This is a genomic window from Nocardiopsis sp. ATB16-24 (assembly GCF_030271535.1).
Classification (GTDB): Bacteria; Actinomycetota; Actinomycetes; order Streptosporangiales; family Streptosporangiaceae; genus Nocardiopsis.
The window spans coordinates 55,707-77,772 of record NZ_JASCXJ010000012.1; the positions used below are offsets into that span (position 1 = coordinate 55,707).

A 22,066-nucleotide genomic window follows, 5' to 3' on the forward strand; every position below is an offset into this window, starting at 1 on the left:
GACCTGCCCCCGCCGCGGCACCGGGCGAGCCGGTACCGCGGAACGGCGAGCGGCGCTACTTGCGCTTGCCGAAGCGCTTCTCGAAGCGGGCGACGCGACCACCGGTGTCGAGGATCTTCTGCTTGCCGGTGTAGAAGGGGTGGCACTCAGAGCACACCTCGGCACGGATCTTGCCCTCCGCGACCGTGCTACGGGTGGTGAAGTGGGCACCGCAGGTGCAGGTCACCTCGGTCACGACGTATTCGGGGTGAATGTCGGCCTTCATGTGTGTCTCCTCGTCAGGGGCGCGACCGCCGGACGCACGACAGGCCGCACCACCCGGAAACGGGGTGAGCGTCGTGGGTCATGCGCGAACCGGTGCCGCGGCGATCCAGGCAACGGGATGGCGGTCCCCTCGAAGCGGGGGCGGACCAGCCCTCATTACCAGTTTGCCAGACACACGACGATGCCGGGACCAGTACCTCTTCCCTCCTCCTCGTCACGTTTCCGCCCGGTGAGACGGCGCGAGGCCGTCGACCTGCCACGATGGCGGCCCGCCTCGCCCGCGCGCCGATGTGCGAGACGGTCCCCACCAGCACCGCGAGGAGACCCGCGGGGAGGGGACCACTCCCCCGGAGATCCCTTTCCCGGGCCGGACGTGGCCGGGAGCCGTCTCGCACGTGTGGACGCCCGCCCTTGCCTGTGACCCACGACACGCTCATGGCCTTTTCCGTGCTCCGCGGTCCCCTCTCCCCCCGTTCGGAGAACACCGGATCACGCGTGCTCGGCTTCCGCGGGAGTGTCCGCGGACACGACGAGGCCCCCTTCCCGTACGGGAAGGGGGCCGATCGTCCGTGTGAGGCGTACTAGCGCTCGGGTCCCACGGTGGTCGTCTGCACCTGACGCAGGAACTCGACGTTGCTCTTGGACTCGCGCATCTTGTCCAGCAACAGTTCGATCGCCTGCTGGGTGTCGAGGGCGTGCAGCACCCGACGCAGCTTCCAGACCACGTTGAGCTCCTCCGCCGACATGAGGATCTCCTCCTTACGGGTGCTGGAGGCGTCCACGTCGACGGCCGGGAAGATCCTCTTGTCCGCCAGGCTCCGGTTGAGCTTGAGCTCCATGTTGCCGGTGCCCTTGAACTCCTCGAAGATCACCTCGTCGGCGCGCGAACCGGTCTCCACCAGCGCGGTCGCCAGGATGGTCAGCGAGCCGCCGCCCTCGATGTTGCGGGCCGCGCCGAAGAAGCGCTTGGGCGGGTAGAGGGCGGTGGAGTCCACACCACCGGACATGATGCGCCCGCTGGCCGGGGCGGCCAGGTTGTAGGCGCGGCCCAGACGCGTGATGGAGTCCAGCAGGACGACGACGTCCATGCCCATCTCCACGAGCCGCTTGGCCCGCTCGATGGCCAGGTCGGCGACGACCGTGTGGTCCTCGGCCGGGCGGTCGAAGGTCGAGTGGATGACCTCGCCCTTGACCGTGCGCTGCATGTCGGTGACTTCCTCGGGTCGCTCGTCGACCAGGATCACCATCAGGTAGCACTCGGGGTTGTTCTCGGTGATGGCGTTGGCGATCGCCTGCACCACCATCGTCTTGCCCGCCTTGGGCGGCGAGACGATGAGACCACGCTGCCCCTTGCCGATGGGCGCCACCAGATCGATGATGCGCGTGGTGAGGATGTGCGGCTCGGTCTCCAGACGCAGTCGCTCCTGCGGGTAGAGCGGGACGAGCTTGGAGAACTCCTGACGGCCCTTGGCCTGGTCGGGCGACATGCCGTTGACCGAGTCCAGACGCACCAGGGCGTTGAACTTCTCGCGCCGCTCGCCCTCGCGCGGTTGACGGACCGCGCCGATGATGTGGTCGCCCTTGCGCAGGCCGTGCTTACGGACCTGGGCCAGGGAGACGTAGACGTCGCTCGGCCCGGGCAGGTAGCCGGTGGTGCGCACGAAGGCGTAGTTGTCGAGGATGTCCAGGATGCCCGCGACCGGCAGCAGGACGTCGTCCTCGCCGATCACCGGCTCGGTCTCCTGACCGCCGCCGCGTCCGCGACGCTCCCGTCGGTCCCGGCGACGGCCGCGTCGGCGACCGCCTCCGAAGTCGTCGTCGTCTCCTCCCGAGCTCCGGTTCTGGCTCGGCCCGTTGTTCTGCTGGGCGTTGCCTCCGGTGCTCTGGTCGTCGCCGCTTCGGTTGCGGTTGCGGCGGTTGCGCTGTCGCTCGCGCCCCTGCCCGGACCTGTTGTCACGGTCCTCAGCGGAGTCGGAGCCGTTCTTCTGGGGGGTACTGGATGTTTTGGTCACGCTGCTCGCGGAGGTAGAAGATTCGGCGCCGTCCAACGATCGGGGCTGTTCACCGGTCTCGTCTCCGCGTCTGCGGGACGAGCGCCGACCACGGGACTGCTTGTCGTCCCGCCCACCCTGGGAGTCGGTCACGGCCTGGTCCGACGGCTGCTCGACCGCGCTCCCCTGAGGGGCCCCGTCCTTACCCGACGCGTCAGGGGTCTGGGCCTCGGTCCGGCCACCGGTGGTCTCGACCTTATCGGCCTTGGGCGCCGTCTCGGTGCCCTTTGCCGATCTGGTCTTCGTCGGACCACTGACGGGGCCGCCCTGTTTGGCCTCGATGGCGGCGATGACGTCGCTCTTGCGCATGCGCCCCGTACCGGTGATTCCCAGGCTGGTGGCGAGTTTCTGTAGCTCGGGGAGCTTCAGAGCCGCCAGTCCGGTACCGCGCGACGCCGCGCGGGACCGCGACGGCGCGCTTGTCGACGCAGCGTCGCGAGCCTCCGCTTCGGAGGCGCCGGTGGTGTTTTGGCTGTCGACCGCCGCGTCCGTTCGGAGTTCGGTGGTGTCGCTCACTAAGGGTCCTTCCCAAGGAGCGGGCTTCGGCCGTCAGCTTGTGCTGGAGCGGCCTGCCCGATGGTGCGAACCGGCAGGGCCGGGTAGGGCGTGCCCCACGTGGATGTCGGAACCGGCGTCGAAGACGGTCCCCTACCCAATCGCGGCGGACTCTGGGTACAGCCAGACGTCGGGGCGGATGGCTCTGTGGTGTTGCCCGTCGATCGTGGATACACGCTCATCCGAGGAGGAGCGGGCTGCGATGACGTTGGCACAGTCGCGGAAGAACCGCTGACTCGACACGTTGGCCGCCGCTTCCGAGTGGTCGTGGGACCGGACCACCGGAGTATGGAGACGCGGAGACCGCTGTGGCGGATGAGCACTCGCCCCGCAATGGGGCATCTGGTGCTTCACCTAGCCTAACATCACCGGAGGCCACAGCTATTCCTCGACACAGATGCTACGAATGGGGAGATGGGGACCGCACCCCGACCGGATCCACGGGTAGGGGGCGTACGTCCCAGTTCTTACCCGCCCTCCGACGAATCAAATCAACCTGTCGGCTGATTTCCGGCGATTCCACGCCCCCCTCCGACGAACACAGGACCAGCACCGTGGGCCCCGCTCCGGAGACCACCGCGGGCAGTCCCTCGTACGCGCGCAGGTCGCGAACGAGTTCCAGGGTACGCGGCATGGCCGCTTCCCGGTAGGACTCGTGTAGCCGATCCTCGGTGGCCGCGTACAGGGCCTCGGGGTGGCCACAAACGGCCGCGGTCATCAGCGCGGCGCGGCCCGCGTTGAACGCCGCGTCGACGTGGGGGACCCGATCCGGCAGCAGATCGCGGGCCCGCTCGGTGGACAGGCCCCATGAGGGGACGCACAACACCGGCAGGATCCTGGGGTCCGGAGGCAGGGACAGCGCCTCCCAACGGTCGGCCTGGCGGTAGGCGACGGTGTATCCGCCGTAGACACACGGAGCCACGTTGTCGGGGTGACCCTCCATGTCGGCGGCGACCTGGTAGATCCAGTCGCGGTCCGGCCCTCCGTCGGGGCCGGTACGCCCCAGCAGCGCGCTCGCGGCCGCCACCCCGCCGACGATCGCCGAGGAGGAGGAGCCGAGCCCACTGGAGTACGGGACGTTGTCGACGCAGTCCAGGTCGAGTCCGGGCAGCTTCTCACCGGCCCTGGCGAAGGTCTCGCGCATGGCGCGCACGACGAGGTGACGTCCGTCGAGCGGTACCTTCCCGGCGCCCCGCCCCTCGACCCGCACACGGAGTTCGTCGTCGTCGCGCAGACGGGCCTCGAACTCGTTGTACAGCCCCAGCGCCAGCCCGAGGGCGTCGAAGCCGGGACCGAGGTTGGCGCTGGTGGCGGGGGTGAGAAAGGACACCCGGGTAGGGCGTGATGATGTCACGGTGTGCTCTTTCCCTGTCTGTTCTGGGACTCGGAGGCCGAAGCTCCCCGCGCTCGTCCGGAGCCGGCCCGCCCCCGACGCTTTCGAGGCGTCCCGGGGACAGGCGGATCGGACCGCGCGGAGACGTCAGACGAGGCCGAGGGCCTCGGCCGCGGCCTGGGCGTCCACCGGCACCGTGATGGCGGAGGAGGCTCCGGCCAGTGCCCAGTCGGGGTCCTTGAGTCCGTTGCCGGTGACGGTGCACACCACACGGCTACCGCGCTGGACCCGTCCCGCCTCGACCGCCCGCAACAGCCCCGCCACGCTGGCGGCGGAGGCCAGTTCGACGAACACGCCCTCCTCCGCGGCGAGGAGCTTGTAGGCGGCCATGATCTGGCGGTCGGTGACCTTGTCGATGTGGCCGTCGGACTCGTCGCGCGCCTGCTCGGCGAGTTTCCAGGAGGCGGGATTGCCGATGCGGATCGCGGTGGCGATGGTGCTCGGGCTGGTGACGGGGGCGCCGTCGACGATGGGCGCGGCGCCACTGGCCTGGAAACCGAACATGCGCGGGTTACGGGTGGTGATCCCGTCTCTGGAGTACTCGGTGTACCCCATCCAGTAGGCGGTGATGTTGCCCGCGTTGCCCACGGGGATGCAGTGGACGTCGGGGGCGTCGCCGAGCGCGTCGACGATCTCGAAGGCGGCGGTCTTCTGCCCCTGGAGACGGTAAGGGTTGACGGAGTTCACCAGCGCGACCGGGTAGTCGACGCTGAGTTTGCGCGCCAGTTCCAGACAGTCGTCGAAGTTGCCGTCGACCTGGAGGAGGCGGGCCCCGTGCACGAGGGCCTGGGCGAGCTTGCCCATGGCGATCTTGCCCTGGGGGACCAGTACGGCACAGGTCATGCCCGCCCGGATGGCGTAGGCGGCGGCGCTGGCGCTGGTGTTCCCCGTGGAGGCGCAGATGACCGCCTTGGCGCCGTCCTCCGCGGCCTTGGTGATGGCCATGGTCATCCCCCGGTCCTTGAAGGAGCCGGTGGGGTTGAGTCCCTCGACCTTGAGGAAGACCTCACAGCCCGTGAGCTCGGAAACGCGCGTGGCGGGCAGCAGGGGCGTGCCGCCCTCCTGGAGGGTGACAACGGGGGTGTTCTCGTTGACGGGGAGGCGGTCGCGGTACTCCTCGACGATGCCTCGCCACGCCCGTGCCATGCTCACAACTGTGTCCCTTTCGGGTGGGTGCGGCTTCGATTGACGCGCGGTGGACGCGGTGGGTCGGCCGGGTAGCGCCATGACGTCCCCGCCGCTCCCACCAGCCACGAGTCTATGACCCCACCGCGGCGATCTCGAATCGCGGTCTTTTATGTCTCGTCATGTGGGATATCCGCGGATGAGCCGTGGGCCGCGCGGCGTCCACGCGGCCCATGGGCACCGGGGCCCGCTGCGGTCGCTCAGTGGGCGAAGTCCTCCACACGCATCACACTGGCCACTTCGCGCACCATGTCGTGCGTACGCAGTTCCTCGACCGTGGCGCTGAGCGCGGCGTCCGACGCGGGGTGGCTGACCAGCACCAGCTGGGCGTCGTCCCCGCTGCCCTCCTGACGCACGTTCTTGATGGAGACCCCGTGGTCGGCGAAGATCTCGGCGACCTTGGAGAGCACACCGGGACGGTCGGCCACGTCCAGCGCCACGTGGTAGCTGGTGATGGTCTGGCCCATGTCGTGCACCGGCAGCCCGGTGTCGTGCCCGCCCTCGGCGACGGAGGTGTCGGCGAGCCGGTTGCGCGCCACCGCGACCAGGTCCCCCAGAACGGCGCTCGCGGTGGGGGTGCCTCCGGCGCCGGCCCCGTAGAACATCAGGCGCCCCGCGGACTCGGCCTCCACGAACACCGCGTTGTAGGCCTCCTTGACACCGGCCAGCGGGTGCTCCACCGGGAGCATCACCGGATGGACGCGCACGCCCACCGACTCCCCGTCCTGCGAGCGCTGGCAGATGGCCAGGAGCTTGACCACGCAACCCATCGCGCGGGCGCTGGCGATGTCGCCGGCGGACACGTTGGTGATGCCCTCGCGGTGCACGTCGGCGGCGGTCACCCGCTGGGTGTGGAAGGCCAGTCGAGCCAGGATCGCGGCCTTGGCGGCGGCGTCGAAACCCTCCACGTCGGCGGTGGGGTCGGCCTCGGCGTACCCGAGCGCCTGTGCCTCCTCCAGGGATTCGGTGAACCCCGCACCCAGCGAGTCCATCCGGTCGAGGATGTAGTTCGTGGTGCCGTTGACGATGCCCAGGACACGGTCGACCCTGTCCCCGGCGAGGGAGTCGCGCAGAGGACGCAGCAGCGGGATGGCCCCCGCGACCGAGGCCTCGTAGTACAGGTCCACACCGGCCTCACGGGCGGCGGCGTGCAGGGTCTGCCCGTCCTCCGCCAGCAGCGCCTTGTTGGCCGTGACCACGGACTTGCCCGCCTTGATGGCGGCGAGGATCAGCGAACGGGCCGGTTCGATGCCACCGATGACCTCCACGACCACGTCGATGTCGGGACGCGTGGCCAGGGCCGTGGCGTCGGTGGTCAGCAGCTCCGGATCGACACCGCGGTCGCGGTCGAGGCGGCGCACCGCGATACCGCCGATCTCGATCGGCGTGCCCACCCGCGCGGCCAGTTCCTCGGACTGCTCATCGACCAGGCGAACGACTTCCGTACCCACCACGCCGCATCCGAGCAGCGCCACCTTCATCGCCATTTGGGCATGACTCCCACTTCTCTCGTGTCCTGTCTTGGGGCGGCGGCGCCGCCGTGGAGGACTGTTAGCCGACGTCGAGGCGGAGCAGGTCCTCCTCGCTCTCCCTACGCACGATGACACGGGCGCTTCCACCGTGGACGGCGACCATGGCCGGTCGGGGCAGGTGGTTGTAGTTGCTCGCCATGGAATAGCAGTAGGCGCCGGTGGCGGCGACCGCCACCAGGTCACCCGGCCGCAGGTCGGCGGGCAGATACAGGTCGTTCACGATGATGTCGCCGCTCTCGCAGTGCTTGCCCACCAGCCGGGAGAGCATGGGCTCGGCGTCGCTCTCACGCGAGACCAACTGGCTGGTGTACTCCGAGCCGTACAGGGCGGTGCGGATGTTGTCGCTCATTCCGCCGTCGACACTGACGTAGGTCCGGATGCCCTCGACGTCCTTGACGGTACCGACCTCGTAGAGGGTGATCCCGGCCGGACCGGCGATGGCGCGTCCGGGCTCCACCGCGATGCGCGGTACGGGAAGCCCGGCGTCCCCGCACTCGCGGTGCACGATGGAGGTGAGGCTCTCGGCGATGGTCTTGGGGTCGAGCGGGTCGTCGCCGGAGGTGTAGGCGATGCCCAGACCTCCGCCGAGGTCGAGTTCGTCCAGGGTGACGCCCTGCTCCTGGTGGATCCCCGCGAGGAACCGGGTGACGCGACGGGCCGCGACCTCGAAACCGGAGGTGTCGAAGATCTGCGAGCCGATGTGCGAGTGCAGTCCGACCAGTTCCAGTCGGGGGGAGTCCAGTACCCGCCGTACGGCCTCGGCCGCGGCTCCGGTGCTCAGCGCGAAGCCGAACTTCTGGTCGTCGTGCGCGGTGGCGACGAACTCGTGGGTGTGGGCCTCCACACCGGTGGTGACGCGGACGAGGACCTTGGGGCGGGCGTCGAGGTCGGCGGCGATGGCTTCGAGGCGCCCGATCTCGTCGAGGGAGTCGACGATGATACGACCCACCCCCACCTCGACGGCGCGGCGCAGCTCGGCAGTGGACTTGTTGTTGCCGTGCATGCCGATGCGCTCGGCGGGGAACCCGGCGGCCAGCGCGACGGTGAGTTCGCCCCCCGAACACACGTCCAGCTTGAGGCCCTCCTCCATGACCCAGCGTGCGACGGCCTTGGTCAGCAGGGCCTTGCCCGCGTAGTAGACGTCGGCGTCGGAGAAGGCGGTGCGGTAGTCGCGCGCACGGCCACGGAAGTCCTCCTCGTCCATGACGAAGAGGGGCGTGCCGTGAACGGCCGCGAGTTCACGCACGCCGACGCCGCCGACGGTGAGTTCGCCGTCGGCGCGACGCGCGGTGGCCGGCCACACCCGGGCGTCGAGATCGTTGAGGTCCTCGGGCGGCAGCGGCGGGTTGTCCTCCGGCAGGATCTCCGCGTGGCGGGAACCGGCGGGGTGGGCATAGCGGCTCATGATGGGCTTTCGACTGGATGTACGGCTGTGCGGGTCTGCGGCGTCCCCTGCCTATTGTCCATCAAACCGATCGGGACGGGAGGGTCGGGTGAACTCCACCGCGTGCGGCCCTGGGCGTCTACAGCCTTGTGGGCGCTGACACCCCGAGCAGGAAGAGCCCTGTTCTGAGGACTCCGGCGACGGCGGCGGGCAGGACCGGTTCCGCGGTGGTCCGCTCCGCGGGGACCGAGACGGGACACGTCCGCCATTCATCGTAGGCACTCGCCAGTGCCTCCAGGTAGCGGACCAGGATATGGGGTTCCTCTCGGCGCGCGGCCGTGTCCAGGACGCTGGGACCGTCGAAGAGCAGACCCCGGACGGGATCGGTGTGCCCGGGGCAGGCCGTGTGCGTCGGGGCGCCCTCGGTGGCCCAGCGGAGCATGCTGACCGCGTGCGCGTGGGCGTAGCGCAGCCGGAAGGCGGGGTTGGCGTCGGTCAGACGGGCCCAGGCGCCGGGATACTCGGCGGAGGGCAGCACCGGCAGGTCGCGTCCCGTGGTCTCGGTGTCGCGGGGACGTTCGGGCACCGAGCGGCAGAAGGCGACGCGGGCGCTGTCCTCGCCGATCGCCCCCAGGGCACGGGCCGCGGGCGTGATCAGTTCCCGGTGGTCCCCGTCCAGGTAGGGGTCACGCCAGGAGGCCCCGTCGGGGCCGGGCGGCGGGGGCTGCGGGCCGAAGGCCAGGAGAAGGCGGGCACGGGCGTCGGCCCGAGCGAGCCTGCGGGCCTGCGCCACCGGTCCGGCCTCGTGCAGGGCCGAGATCGGCCAGGTCCCCGCGCCGTCCCAGGCACGTCCGGTGAGGTAGCGGGGACCGTCGGCGGCCTCGGTGAGCAGGGCCTCGCGCTGCCGAGCGGTGAGAGTGATGTTGAGGAAGCCGCGACCGTCGACGAAGACACGGTCGAAGTCCACCGCACCTTCGTCGCGCATGTCCGACAGTCGTTCGGCGATCCGGGTGGCGGCCGCGGTGCGATGGCCACTGCGGGGAGGAGGGAGACGGTCGGCCAGGGCCCCGGCGAGGCGGGGCGGCAGCGCGGTGGCCGCGTCGGCGCCCTCCCCCGCGTGGTCGCTGCGGGGCCACACGAACGGGACCGCGTCGGCGGACAGGCCGAAGGCCCGTACCGCGGCCTCACGGACGAGGGCCTCCATACGTCCGGGGTTCACTCCCGCCCCCCGGCGACCAGGTCGCGTATGACGTCGACGAGCACGTCGGGATCGAAGGGTTTGGTGAGGTAGGCGTCCACGCCGATGCGCTCCCCGCGCCGATGGTCCTCCTCCTGCGTTCGCGCGGTGACCAGGATGATGGGCCGGTCACGGGTGCGGGCGTCGGCGCGCAGCCGTTCGGCGGCCGTCCAGCCGTCCATGCGCGGCATCATCACGTCCAGCGTGACCACGTGGGGGTCGATGTGCGCGGCCCTGTCGAGGCAGTCCTGCCCGTCCACGGCCGTGAACACCTCGAACCCCTCCAGTTCGAGGTTCAGGCGGATGAGTTCCCGGATGACCTCGTCGTCCTCGACGACGAGAACCCGTGTGGGTAGGGCGTTCACGGGCGCGACACTACCGGGGGGAGAGGACGGGGCACCACCGCTTTGCGGGTATCGGCGCCCTCTGTCGGTGTGCGGGCGACGAGTGGACGAAGGGCGCGACGCCCCTGCTACAGTTGTTCTCGCAAGCCAGCCCTCTTAGCTCAGGGGATAGAGCAACGGCCTCCGGAGCCGTGTGCGCAGGTTCGAATCCTGCAGAGGGCGCAGGAGTCGGAGCGGCGGCATCGCCGGTCTGAACAGGCGATACGGCACCCTGCGGGGTGCCTTTCGTGTTTCTTGGCCCGTCGCCTTCCGTCCCGGCCCGCGATCCGCCCGCGTGCGCGGGGGGAGCACCGGTGACAGTGGCGCCAGTGGCACCGCCGAGGGTCGAGAGTGCGCCCAGCGTCACCACCGACGGTCGACAGTGACTCCGGCGTCACTGTCGTCACGCAGCTCGGGCATGGTCATCCTCCCTGGTCACAATCCTCGTAGTCCACGGACAGGGTCCCGGCCTCGGCGTCGTAGCACTGGCTGACCGGCGGGAAGCCCGAGACCCCCGGTACGTGGTCCGGGTCCCCGAAGGTGAGCAGTCCCCGCTCGGGCGCACCGGGGAAGGTCAGGGCGAGTTCGTCACCGATGGCGGGGGGAGCCGTGCCGGCCCCGTCCGGGCCGATCGGCCTTTCGGGCGTGGTGACGGTGAGCAGGTCCCTGACGTCGTGCCCCTCGACCAGGTTCTCCACGGTGAGGGTGAACCGCACTCCCTCGGGGGTCGCCTCGACGTCGGAGAAGGACAGGTAGGTCAACGTCTCGTAGGTGTCCGGAGTGGTCTGGAAGGTCGGATGACCGTCGGGTGAGGTGATCACCTCGGCCAACCACTCGGCGTTGGTGTCGAAGGGGGTGGGTTCGGGCCTCACCCACTCCGGTTCGGAGTCCTCCTCCGTCTCCGTCGGCGAGGCCACCGGCGACGGGGACGCCACCGTCCCTCCCACCGGCGTCATCGACTCCTCGGTCCCGTCGGGGCCGAGCGTACGGGCCGCCAGGACTCCGCCGCCCACCGCCCCGAGGAGCAGGACGGCGACTCCCCCGGCCACGAGCGCGGTCGGGAGCCGGCGCGGTTCGGACACGGGAAGCGTGGCGTGGACACCGCGCCACTCACGATCCAGCAGCGCGCCCACGGCCGCACCGACCCCCGCCCCGCCGGGGTGACCGGTCAGTGCCGCGACCGCCTGCGCCGCGGTGGGCCGACGCGCGGGGTCCCGGTCGAGTGCGGCGGCCACCAGCGGGAGGAGGTGTCCCGGCACACCCGTCAGGTCGGGATCGCGGTCCAGCACCCGGTGGGCGAGGGAGTCCGTGGAACCCGTTCCGAAGGGAGCGCGGCCGGTGGCGGCGAAGGCGACCAGGGCGCCCCAGGCGAACATGTCCGCGGGAGGCGCGGGCGGGGCCCCGCGCAGGACCTCGGGCGCGATCCATCCGGGGGTGCCCACCAGGCCGCCGGTACGGGTGAGCGCGGTCTCGTCCAGGGCCCGGGCGATCCCGAAGTCCAGCACCTTGGGCCCGTCGGGGGCCAGGATGACGTTCCCGGGCTTGAGGTCGCGGTGCACCACACCGGCCGTGTGGACCGCGTGCAGGGCCTCCGCGACCCCGGCGGCCAGGCCGAGGAGGAGGTTGGGGGGCAACGGCCCGTGACGTCGGACGTGGTCGGACAGGGACAGGCCGGGCACGAGTTCGGTGGCCAACCAGGGACCGTCCCCGTCCCTCCCCGCTCCGAGGAAGGCCGGGATCGAGCGGCTGCGCACCCGCGAGAGCAGACGGATCTCCCGGTCGAACCGGGCACGGAAACCGGGGTCCCCGGTGAGTTCCTCCCGGATGACCTTGATCGCCGTGTATCCGGTCCCTCTCCGCCGTGGGCGTCCGGCGTAGACGGTGCCCATCCCCCCGGTGCCGACCCGTCCCACGATGCGAAAGCCCCCGAGGGTGTCCGGGTCGTCCGGTCGCAACGGGGCGAACCCCGGGGCCGTGGGCCTGGTGGAGGTGTGGTGGTCGCTCACGCCGGCGGCTCCTCCGGGCAGGGGACGTACTGTTCGTCGGCCATGTCGACCGGTGGCAGCGGATGCCAGTTCATGTAGCACATGTAGGAGCCCCGCACCCTGTCTCCGTCCTCGCCGTGCGCCGTGGGAGCGGGCAGGTAGCCGAGCAGGCCGCTCTCCGGGGCTCGGGGGAAGACCACCTCGAACTCGGCGGAGGGAGCGTCGGGGGTGACGGTCGCGAGGACCTCGTCGGTGTCGGCGACGTGGGCGGGCCGACCGTCGGCGGCCGGGTCCTCGGGGAGCGGGTCCAGCCCGTCGCCGACCTCCCACAGCACGAGGTCGTCGGTGTGAAGGGTGAACTCGCCGCTGTCGGCGACGTACTCGACCTCTCCGAAGACCTTGATGCCCCGCTGGGCGACGGAGTCCGCGTACACGGTGTTGAGGCGGACCGTCGCGATGGCGTACTCGGCGCGTTCGACGTCCTCGGGCAGTACGTTCCCCACCCCGTCGAAGCCTTGGGTGATCCCCAGTTCCCCGGGTTCGGCCGCGTAGACGGTGAGCAGTCCGTCGCCGACGACCTCGGTCGCGATCTCCCGGCCGTTCGAGGAACCGTCCTCGTTCCCGGCCTCCGACGCCCGTGTGCCGTCCACGGTCTCGGAGACGGCCTCCGGTCCCGGGCCACGACCGCCGACGCCGCTTCCCCACATCCACCCGGCACTGGCCACCGCCGCCAACGACAGCACGGCGGCGGCTCCGACCAGCAGTCGTTTCCGGCGGCTCACGGGTGGCCGTACCGGGGGCGGGACACGCGTCGCGGCGACCGCGGTGGGCGGTGGAGGGGCCTTCCACCCTTCACGGAGCACCTGGGTGACCAGGGCCGTGGCCTCCTCCTGGGAGTCCGGCGCGCTCCGGCCCAGGAGCCGCTCCAGTACCTGGTCGACGGTCGGTCGCGGGTCGGGGTCGGACCCGGTGGCCGCGGTCACCAGAGGCATCAGGTCCTCGGGTACCCCGTCCAGGTCGGGACGGCCGTCCAGTACCCGCACCGCGACGGTCTCCGCCGAGCCCTTCCCGTACGGGCTCCGTCCCGTGGCGGCGAAGGCGACCAGGCCTCCCCAGGCGAACATGTCGGCGGCGGGGGTGGGAGGGCCGCCGCGCAACAGCTCCGGCGCCACCCACCCGGGGGTGCCGAACAGTCCGCCCGTGCGCGTGATGGCGGTCTCGTCCAAGGCCCGGGCGATCCCGAAGTCCAGCACCTTGGGCCCGTCGGGGGCCAGGACCACGTTCCCGGGTTTGAGGTCGCGGTGCACGATCCCCGCCGCGTGGATGGCCCGCAGCGCCTCGGCGACGCCGACGGCGAAGGCCCGCAGGCCGGGGCCCGTGAGGGGGCCGTGCTCGCGAACGTGCTGACTCAGGGTGGGTCCGGCGACGTACTCGGTGGCCAACCAGGGCTGCTCGGCTCCGGTGTCACTGGCCAGGAAGCGCGGCACGCAGGGGCTGACGACACGACGTACGAGGTCGGCCTCCCGGTGGAACCGGACGCGGAACTCGGGGTCCGCGGCGAGGTCTCCGTGCACGAGTTTGACCGCCACGAGGGTGCCCGAGGCGTCCCGTGCCGCGTACACCGCGCCCATGCCGCCCGCGCCGAGGCGGCCCACCGTCCGGTAGCCGCCGACGGATCGGGGATCACGTGGCCGTAGGGGGGAGAAGGGCGGTTCGGGAGAGGTCACGTGCGCTCCGAGGGCCGCGGGGATCGGTTCAGATCGCAGACGGGGCACGGGCGATCGCCTACGACCATAACCGGCCGCCGCCGTGACGGCCACATGAGGGCTCGGCCGAGTGCGCGCCCTCCCCCACCCGGAGACGGTGTCCGACGGCCCGTGGAGCGCGGTGGACCCCGTACAGGATGGCGTCCTCGTGCCCCGTGGCACCGTCGACACGTTCGCGCGGCGGGTCCGCGTGCCCGTCGTGGCTGGCGTGTCCGGCGGGGAGGACCTCACGTTCTTCCCAGGTTCGGGGAAGCGGGGGCCGGGCGGCGTCGGCCCATGGGGAAGGGAGGTCGACGGAGGAGAACCGGTTCACACCGTCGGGACGCGCGACGCCTACGACGATCCCGCCTTCGGAAGACCCCCGCCTCCCCTCGGACCCTCCCGGTGCGCAAGCCGGCGGGTCAGCCGACCACCGCGGTCTCCTGTCGGGTGCTCCTACGGGTGAGCAGCACTCCGGTGACCGCCGCCGTGAAGAACATCAGCACTCCGTACACGGCGGAGGGGACGGCCATCTCGGTGCTGTCGAGGAGCGCGGGGCTGAGCGCGATCGCCAGGGACAGCGTGGTGTTGTGCAGGCCGATCTCCATGCAGGAGGCGATCGCCTCGGGGCGGCCCGTGCCGATGGCCCGCGGAGCCCAGTACCCGATGAGGAGACTGGCGATGTTGAACAACAGCACCATCAGACCCACGGCCACGATGTAGTCGGCGATGTTGTCCAGTTCCTGGTGGATGGCGACGGCGATGACGCCGAACAACACCAGCATCGAGGCGATCTTGACGGGCCTTTCCATGCGTCGGGCGAAGGAGGCGGCCCTGGCCCTGACGATCATGCCGAGGACGACGGGGACCAGGATGACCGCGAAGACCTGGAGGACCTTGCCGACCTGGAGTCCGAGCGTGTCACCGTCGCCCATGAAGTAGGCGATCGACAGGTTGGTGATCAGGGGCAGGGTCACCATGGCCGTGAGGGAGTTCAGCGCCGTCAGGGAGATGTTGAGGGCGACGTTGCCCTTGAACAGGTAGCTGTACAGGCTGGCCGTGGTCCCGCCCGGGGACGCGGCCAGCAGCATCATGCCCACCGCCAGGGCGGGGGGCGGCTGGAAGAGCAGTACCAGGACGAGGCAGAACAGGGGCAGGACGAGGATCTGGCAGCACAGGACGAGCGCGACCGTGCCGGGCATCCTGGTCAGTCGGACGAAGTCGTCGACCGTCAGGCTCAGACCCAGGCCCAACATGATGACGGCGAGCGCGGCGGGGAGCGCGATCGTGGCGATGGTGGAGTCCATGGGGGATCACCTCGGGGACGGGGTCGCGTGGGGCCGCGCGACTCGGAGGTCGGGGGGGACATCGACCGGAGGGGCCGGCCGTCGCGGACCGGTGACGGTGCCGACGTGACTCCGCGGACGGTCTTCCCGGGCTCGCGGGCTCGGGGACCAGGGAGTCACGCCCTCCCGTGATCCACGTCACATCGTGCGTACTGATCGGTATGTTGGCATGCCGGAGCCCCGAGGACAAGAGCCGGCCCCTCCCCCGGCCGGTCCCGCTGACGCAGACGGGGCCGGCCGCGCCGGAGGTCGTTCCCTCAGGCGGCGGGCCAGGAGCTGCCGGTGAGGTCGTAGGCGAGGTGGAACCAGACCTTGCGGATACTGGGGTGCCCGTTGTCGCCCCACGCCGTGGCGAAGCTGTCGACCAGTGCCAGTCCCCGGCCGTTCTCGGCGGTGAGGCGGTCCCCCACCATCGGTTCGGCGCTCAGGGGGCCTTCCCCGGAGGTGGAGCGTGTGGGTCTGCCGTTGTCCCGGCAGACCAGGGTGAGGCCGTTGGCCACCCGGGTCACCCGCAACACGAAGGTCTGGCCCTCCTCTCCCGAGCGACTGTGCCGGATGGCGTTGGTGGCCAACTCGGTGCCCAGCAGGGAGAAGACGTACCGGTAGTCGGCGTCCCGAGCGGCCGCACAGGTGTCCAGGAAGGCGCGGGCCAGCGGCACGCTCGCGGGTTCACCGGGGAACTCCCAGTGGCGTTTGGTGAACGGAACCGGCGGTCGTCCGTTGAAGTAGTGCCGGTACTCGTCCGGTACGCCCGCGAGGACACCTTCCTTGGCCTTGGCCAGAGCGGGCACGGAAACGAGCGTGGGCATGAAGAACTCCTTCGGCGGAGCGGTTCGGACGGGCAGGCGAACCACGAGGGGCGGCTGCGGGAGCGTTCGGGCGCCGCCTGCGGGGAGGGCGGCACGGAACGGCTATGACCTTACGCGATCGGTTCCCCGGGGGACAGGGGATCCGGATGTGGCACGTCGCTCGAATCCCGGCGCGCCACGGCCCTCGGGCCCACGGTCGCCTCTCCGGGCGCTCCGGCCCCGTCACCGGACGGCGGCCAGCGCCTCCTCCGCGGCCCTCTCCGCCCCGGCCCGCTCGGCGGGGACCAGGCCGACGCGTGTACGCCGGTCCAGCAGGTCGTCGACGTCCATGGCCCCCTCGTGACGGACCCCGAACCGGAGTTCGGCTCCGGTGACGCCCCGTACGACCGGGGCGAGTCGCGCGGCGTCCCCCTCGGCCTCGGCCAGCACCCGGAGGGCCTCCGTGCCGTACCTGGCGACCAGTCGGGGCGGGGCGTCCACCTCCTGGAGTTCCTTGGGGGAGGCCGCGCCCACCAGTGGCAGGGAGCGGGTCCGGCAGGGGCCCGCGGGCAGGCGGCGAGCGCGTACGGCGGTGTCCACGGCCTGCTCGGCCATCGCGCGGTAGGTGGTGAGCTTGCCTCCGACCACGGTGACGACGCCGTTGGGGGAGACCGTGACGGAGTGCTCGCGCGACAGGTCGGCGCTGTCCCCCGCCCCGTACACCAGCGGGCGCAGCCCGGCGAAGGCGCCGATGACGTCGTCCCTGTCCAGCCGGGTCTCCAGGGCCCGGTTGAACTGGCCGAGCAGGAAGTCCACGTCGTCCTCGGGCACGTCGGGGACGGCCGGGGCGGCTCCGTCCACGGGTTCGTCGGTGAGCCCGGCCAGGACGCGTCCGTCCTGCTGGGGCAGGGCGAACACGAACCGGCCGGTGGCGCCGTCCACGGGCACGGTGAGCGCGGCCTTCGGGTGCCCGAGGGTGGCCGCGTCCAGTACCAGGTGGCTGCCCCTGCTGGGGCGCAGTCGCACATGGGGGTCGAGTCGGTCGGCGTGCACACCGGTGGCGTTGACGATCGCGCGCGGGCGCAGGGGCAGGATCCGTCCGGTGATCCCGTCCCGTAGGACGGCCCCGTCGGCGGAGAGGTTCTCGGCCGAGCAGCGTGTGAGGATCCGGGCCCCCTCCCGGGCCGCCGTACGCGCCAGCCCCACGACGAGTCGGGCGTCGTCCACGAGTTGCCCGTCGAAGGAGAGGATGCCGCCGAGCAGGCCCTGACGCGCCACCCCCGGGAGCAGCCGGAGGGTCTGGCGTGCGTTGAGAAGGCGGGAGCGGGGGAGCACGTCCGCCGGGGTCGAGGCCAGGACCCGCAACAGGTCGCCGAGTCCCGCCCCGGCGCGCACGAACAGGGCGCGCGCCGCCCCGGTGCCGCGATGGACGGGGATGACCATGGGCAGGGGTCGGATGAGGTGGGGTGCGGTCACCCGCATGAGCACGTCCCGTTCGCGGGCGCTCTCGTAGGCGATGCCGACCTGTCCACGGGCCAGGTAGCGCAGTCCTCCGTGCACGAGCTTGGAGCTCCACCTGCTGGTGCCGAAGGCCAGGTCATGGCGTTCGACCAGCACGGTGGACAGTCCGCGCGAGGCGGCGTCGAGCGCGACTCCGGCACCGGTCACTCCTCCACCGACGACCAGGACGTCCACGCGGGGGTCTCGTTCCAGCGCCGTGAGGTCGGTGGCTCGCCGTACGGCGTTGAGGGAGGAGGCGGACACTGCGGGGCTCATGAGCGGTCATGCTCCGTTCGTCGATGTCTGGTGGTCGGTCCGGTCGCGGGGAGCGGTGGCGCGTCGGCGTTCGTCCGGTCGACGGACGGCGAGGTAGCCGTCCAGCGCGGCGGTGAGTTCGTCGATCAGTCCGGTCTCGTCGAGCACGTCGGCGAACAGGCGTCGGGCGGTGACGGTGCCCTGGACGGTGACCAGGACGAAGCGGGCCAGCGTCTCGGGGTCGCCCTCTCGTACCGATCCGTCCCGCTGTCCCTCGGAGACGACCGGTTCCACGATCTCCAGTGCGGCGTGGTGGCTGGCCCCCAGCCTGTGGAAGGTGTAGGTCGCCAGGAGTTCGGGTTCGGTGTCCACCATCCGGGTGAGGAGGGGGTGGGCGAGCATGGCGCGCGCCACCCCCGCCGCGTGCCGGACCAGGCGCTCGCGCACGTTCTCCCCGGCCGCGACCTCCGAGGCCTCCTCCTCCAGGATCCGCCGTAGCTCCCTGGTGAGCAGGTCCGCCACCAGCGCGGTCGCGTCGGGCCAACGCCGGTACACCGTGGGTCTGCTGACCCCGGCGCGGCGTGCGACGTCGGTCAGAGTCGTGCGACGCACACCGAAGGCCTCGACACAGGCGCGGGTCGCGTCCAGGATCCGATCTTCAACGTTACGTTTTGACGCCATGTGTAAAACTGTAGAGCATGATTGACAGCACCTCCCCTTCCGATGACATCGGGACCGATCACGCGCCGGACATGAGCTGGTACGCCTGGGGCGACCCCGGACGTACGGGCACCCTGGACCCCGACCTGCGCGACCTGGTCTCCCAGGTACTGCGGGCGCCCCTGACGGACCTGCCCCCGGTCTCCGAGGAGCGGGTGGAGCTCGCTCCCCCACGACTGGGCCCGGACCTGCGTGCGGCCTTCGCCGAGGTGGTCGGCGCCGAGCACGTGCGCACCGACGACGCGGTCCGGTTGCGCCACAGCGGCGGCAAGAGCACCCCCGACCTGCTCCTACGCCGCGCGGGCATGGCCGATCCCGCCCCCGATGCCGTCCTGTATCCCGCGGACCACGACCAGGTCCAGCGTCTGCTGCGGGTGTGCTCGGACGAACGCGTGGCGGTGGTGCCCTTCGGCGGCGGCACCAGTGTGGTGGGCGGGGTGACTCCGCTCCGTGGGGACTTCGAGGCCGTGGTCTGTCTGGACCTGCGCCGTCTGGACCGGTTGGTGTCCCTGGACACCACGTCCATGACGGCCGTCCTGGGGGCCGGGGTGCGCACTCCACGGGCCGAGGCGATGTTGGCCGATCATGGCTGCACGCTCGGGCACCTGCCGCAGAGCTACGAGTACGCGAGCATCGGCGGGTACGCGGCCACCCGGTCCAGTGGTCAGGCCTCCTCCGGGTACGGCCGCTTCGAGGACATGGTGGTGTCGCTGCGCGTCGCCACCCCGCGCGGCACGCTGGAGACGGGCGGACCCCCGGCCTCGGCCGCCGGCCCCGACCTGGGCCGTCTGCTGCTGGGGTCGGAGGGGACTCTGGGCGTGATCACGGAGGTCGGACTCCGGGTGCGCCGACGCCCGGAACGGGTGGTGGACCAGGCGTGGTCCTTCCCCGACTTCCCCACCGGTGTGGAGGCGCTGCGGGTCCTGGCCCAGTCGGGCCTTCGTCCGACCATGGCACGGGTGTCGGACGAGACGGAGACCTTCGTGGGGGCGGCCATGGGCGGACGCGAGGCGACGCCGGGTTGCCAGGTCGTGCTGGGCCTGGAGGGCACCGAGTCGGAGGTGGAGGTCCTCACGGCGGCGGTCGAGGAGGTCATGGAGTCCTCGGGCGGTACCGTGCTGGGGGCCGAACCGGTGGCGCACTGGCGAAGCGACCGTTTCTCCGCGCCCTACCTGCGCGACACCCTGCTGTCGGCGGGAGTCCTCACCGAGACCCTGGAGACCGCCGCCTCCTGGTCGGCTCTGTTGCCGCTGTACACGGCCGTGTCGGAGGCGCTCACCCACGCCCTGGAGGGCGAGGAGGGCGGCGTCGTGGTGATGTGCCATGTCTCGCACACCTATCCCACCGGTGCCTCGTTGTACTTCACGGTGGCGACCGCGGCGGGCTCCGCGCCCCTGGAACGATGGGGGCGGGCCAAGCGTGCGGCCTCGGAGGCGATCACCGCGCACGGGGGGACGATCACCCACCATCACGCGGTGGGAACCGACCATCGGCCATGGATGGACGCCGAGATCGGGCCGTTGGGCGGCGAGGTGCTCCGGGCCGTGAAGACGGCGCTGGACCCGGTGGGGGTGCTCAACCCCGGCAAACTCATCCCCGACCCCTGAGAGCCGTGGGCGCGGGAGATCGCGGTTCGGGCCCGCCACGCGCGTCCTTGGGCGGGCCGTCAGGCCCGCTCCGCCTCCCGGGAGAGCTGCCGTTCCACCTGCCCGGCGAAGTCGTCGAGAAAGCCCAGGACCTCCTCGTCCCGGAGGTCGGGGTCCTCCACGACGTAGGAGAGGCTGACCACGAGGTTGGCGGTGACGAAGGTGGCCACGCCGAAGGACTCCTCGACGAGATGGCCGTCGCCCTCGTAGAGGACCGCGTGCCCGACGTCGCCCGCCGACACGGGTCGCCACGCCAGGACCACGAGCCCCTCCCCGCCCTCCTCCGGATGGTTCTCCGCCCGCCGGTCCTCCAGGTCCTCCTCGGCCTCCCGACGCAGTTTCTCCGCGGCCTCGCCGTCGTCCTCGTACTCGAACAGGCCGACGTCGACGTACACACGGACGCCGTCGCCGTCCTCGACCCTACAGTTGAGATAGCCGAGGACCTCCTCGTCCTCCAGGGGCGTGGTCTCCTCCTCCACGTCGTAGTACTCACCGTTCACGTGGAGACGGTCCGCGCCGGGGACGCCGACGAGCATGTCGGAGGGCATCAGACGGCGGCACGAGGGCAGGTCGGCGTAGGGGCGATCGCCCACGGTGTTCCACATCACGACACCGAGGGAGGTCGCGGGCAGGAGCGTGGCGGCGACCGCGGCGACGATCAGCGCCGTCCCGCGTCGTCGAGGGCCGTCCGGCCGCTCCGGGTGGCCGGGCACCGGTGGCGGACCGGGAGGGGTCCCGCCAGGGGCGCCGTGTCCGGGGCGCGGGGTCGGATCGCCGGAGGGCGTCGCCGGCCCACCGTCGAAGCCCGGCCCGTCGTGGGAGCCGGGTCCTCGTCCGGGGAACGAACCGTCGTTCGGAAGATCGGTCATCGGCTCCGCGGCGTGGACGGACGCCGCGCCTCCTCCCCCGTCCTCTTCGGCCGCGCGGTACGGCCGGGAATCGTCCCCCGCCCCGGATCAAGGCGTGGAAGCGCGTCGGGGACGTCGTTCTCCAGTGTTCCCGCCCCCGGTCGTGCGGTCACCTCCGCGGCCGGAGCGCTTCAGGGGTCCTCAAGGTCAGATCGCGAAGGTCAGACCCTCGGAGAGCTCGATGAGCATGTCGAACTCCTCGGTTCCCACATGCCCTCGATTGGCCTTGGCGACCGCCAGGCAGGGGGCGAAGGCGCGGACCCACTCCATCATCCGGTCGCCGTCCACTCCCAGGACCCGAGAGAGCACGTCCACACGGTGGACCACCTCCGGCAGGTTCGTGGCCTTCCACAACGCCCAGTCCACGGCGTCGACCGCACCGTCCCCCAGACAGGCGCGGGGGTCCATGGCCACCAGTCCGCGCTCTCCCCCGTCGATCACGTTGCCCGGGTGCAGGTCCCCGTGCAACGGCACGACGTCGACCTCCCCGTTGGCCAGGTCGCGGGCCCGGCAGAAACCCTGGTGCATGGAGGAGGCGGAGACGAACTCGGCCGCCGGCCCCTCGTTGCGCTCCCGGTTCCACAGGTCGAAGACGAACTGCACACGCGAGGCCAGTGGACGTAGTTCGAGCAGTTCCCTGTGGGGCACCTCGACGGCGTGCAGTCGGCCGATGAGCGCGCCGATCACCTCCATGGGAGGGACCACCCCGCCCGCGGCGACGGTGTCGCCCTCGATCCACTCCATCAGGATGGCGCCCCGTTCGCCGTCCACCTCCCACACCACGGGCACACTCCCGGAGGACTCCCATATCCGCAGCATCCTGGCCTCGGACACGGCCAGGCCGCCGTCCGGGGAGATCTTGAGCACTCCGAGGGCGCCGTCGGAACGAAGCACGCAGATGACGACGGAGGTCCGGCCGTGCGGTGCCGGACCCTCGACGGTCAGTTCCCACTCCGAGGCGAGTTCCTCCACGACTCGGGGGAGCCCTGTCAGCCACTCTTCGACGTGACTGCCGAAGCGCCGTTCGAGACGCCGCCGCTGCTGGTCATCGACGAACCGGGCTGTGACGTCGTTCATACCTCCACCTTAGATCGCTCGCGCCGACACCGGCCGAAGGCCGACGGATCAGGTGACACCTGGTCTCACGAGCGCTGTTGTGGGCACGGGCGGGCGTGTGCGACCCTCCGCC

Annotated in this window: 17 protein-coding genes and 1 tRNA gene; 2 read left to right on the plus strand and 16 right to left on the minus strand. The window is 71.2% G+C overall.

Annotated features, from left to right (window positions below; translation table 11 throughout):
* Nucleotides 1-55 precede the first annotated feature (55 nt).
* The 8 genes from rpmE to PFX91_RS14585 form a co-directional block, all read right to left on the minus strand.
* Nucleotides 56-265 (minus strand): 50S ribosomal protein L31, encoded by a 210-nt coding sequence (gene rpmE, locus PFX91_RS14550; RefSeq protein WP_285732118.1) that lies wholly within the window; start codon nt 263-265, stop codon nt 56-58.
* Nucleotides 266-845: 580 nt separating this feature from the next.
* Nucleotides 846-2,831, minus strand: coding sequence for a transcription termination factor Rho (gene rho, locus PFX91_RS14555; protein ID WP_285732120.1), 1,986 nt, complete (start codon nt 2,829-2,831; stop codon nt 846-848).
* A 439-nt stretch (nt 2,832-3,270) separates the two neighbouring features.
* A complete protein-coding gene (gene thrB, locus PFX91_RS14560; protein WP_285732314.1) occupies nt 3,271-4,200 on the minus strand; it encodes a homoserine kinase in 930 nt (309 codons plus the stop codon).
* Between the two features lie 150 nt (nt 4,201-4,350).
* The gene (gene thrC, locus PFX91_RS14565) at nt 4,351-5,409 is read right to left on the minus strand and encodes a threonine synthase (protein WP_285732122.1); all 1,059 of its coding nucleotides are present in this window, start codon (nt 5,407-5,409) and stop codon (nt 4,351-4,353) included.
* A gap of 239 nt (nt 5,410-5,648) precedes the next feature.
* Nucleotides 5,649-6,935, minus strand: a complete 1,287-nt coding sequence (locus tag PFX91_RS14570) for a homoserine dehydrogenase (RefSeq protein ID WP_285732124.1) — start codon at nt 6,933-6,935, stop codon at nt 5,649-5,651.
* A gap of 64 nt (nt 6,936-6,999) precedes the next feature.
* Complete coding sequence (gene lysA / locus PFX91_RS14575; protein WP_285732126.1) at nt 7,000-8,385, minus strand: diaminopimelate decarboxylase; 1,386 nt, start codon at nt 8,383-8,385, stop codon at nt 7,000-7,002.
* Nucleotides 8,386-8,503: 118 nt separating this feature from the next.
* Entirely contained in the window at nt 8,504-9,583 is a 1,080-nt protein-coding gene (locus PFX91_RS14580) for a DALR anticodon-binding domain-containing protein (RefSeq protein WP_285732128.1), read from the minus strand.
* On the minus strand, nt 9,580-9,966 hold the full coding sequence (locus tag PFX91_RS14585; RefSeq protein WP_285732130.1) for a response regulator: 387 nt from the start codon (nt 9,964-9,966) through the stop codon (nt 9,580-9,582). The genes PFX91_RS14580 and PFX91_RS14585 overlap by 4 nt, the downstream gene beginning before the upstream one ends.
* Nucleotides 9,967-10,095: 129 nt before the next feature.
* Between PFX91_RS14585 and PFX91_RS14590 the strand changes: the two genes are divergently transcribed.
* A tRNA-Arg gene (locus PFX91_RS14590) sits at nt 10,096-10,167 on the plus strand.
* 239 nt (nt 10,168-10,406) lie between these two features.
* Here the strand turns inward: PFX91_RS14590 and PFX91_RS14595 are convergent.
* The 6 genes from PFX91_RS14595 to PFX91_RS14620 form a co-directional block, all read right to left on the minus strand.
* Nucleotides 10,407-11,990, minus strand: a complete 1,584-nt coding sequence (locus PFX91_RS14595) for a serine/threonine-protein kinase (RefSeq protein WP_285732132.1) — start codon at nt 11,988-11,990, stop codon at nt 10,407-10,409.
* Entirely contained in the window at nt 11,987-13,696 is a 1,710-nt protein-coding gene (locus PFX91_RS14600) for a serine/threonine-protein kinase (RefSeq protein WP_285732134.1), read from the minus strand. Before PFX91_RS14600 ends, PFX91_RS14595 begins: the two co-directional genes overlap by 4 nt.
* Nucleotides 13,697-14,136: 440 nt before the next feature.
* Nucleotides 14,137-15,021 carry a bile acid:sodium symporter family protein gene (locus tag PFX91_RS14605; protein ID WP_285732136.1) on the minus strand — a complete coding sequence of 295 codons (885 nt, stop codon included), beginning with the start codon at nt 15,019-15,021 and terminating at the stop codon, nt 14,137-14,139.
* A 296-nt stretch (nt 15,022-15,317) separates the two neighbouring features.
* Nucleotides 15,318-15,869, minus strand: a complete 552-nt coding sequence (locus PFX91_RS14610) for an ATP-binding protein (RefSeq protein ID WP_285732138.1) — start codon at nt 15,867-15,869, stop codon at nt 15,318-15,320.
* A 222-nt stretch (nt 15,870-16,091) separates the two neighbouring features.
* Complete coding sequence (locus tag PFX91_RS14615) at nt 16,092-17,624, minus strand: glycerol-3-phosphate dehydrogenase/oxidase (RefSeq protein WP_285732140.1); 1,533 nt, start codon at nt 17,622-17,624, stop codon at nt 16,092-16,094.
* Nucleotides 17,625-17,630: 6 nt separating this feature from the next.
* Nucleotides 17,631-18,284 carry a TetR/AcrR family transcriptional regulator gene (locus PFX91_RS14620; RefSeq protein WP_285732142.1) on the minus strand — a complete coding sequence of 218 codons (654 nt, stop codon included), beginning with the start codon at nt 18,282-18,284 and terminating at the stop codon, nt 17,631-17,633.
* A gap of 17 nt (nt 18,285-18,301) precedes the next feature.
* Here PFX91_RS14620 and PFX91_RS14625 point away from each other — a divergent pair, with 17 nt between their 5' ends.
* Nucleotides 18,302-19,930, plus strand: coding sequence for an FAD-binding oxidoreductase (locus PFX91_RS14625; protein ID WP_285732144.1), 1,629 nt, complete (start codon nt 18,302-18,304; stop codon nt 19,928-19,930).
* Nucleotides 19,931-19,989: 59 nt separating this feature from the next.
* Here PFX91_RS14625 and PFX91_RS14630 read toward each other — a convergent pair whose 3' ends face one another.
* Both PFX91_RS14630 and PFX91_RS14635 read right to left on the minus strand, forming a co-directional pair.
* Nucleotides 19,990-20,838, minus strand: coding sequence for a hypothetical protein (locus tag PFX91_RS14630; RefSeq protein WP_285732146.1), 849 nt, complete (start codon nt 20,836-20,838; stop codon nt 19,990-19,992).
* Between the two features lie 186 nt (nt 20,839-21,024).
* Complete coding sequence (locus PFX91_RS14635) at nt 21,025-21,954, minus strand: aminoglycoside phosphotransferase family protein (protein ID WP_285732148.1); 930 nt, start codon at nt 21,952-21,954, stop codon at nt 21,025-21,027.
* Between the last annotated feature and the right edge of the window lie 112 nt (nt 21,955-22,066).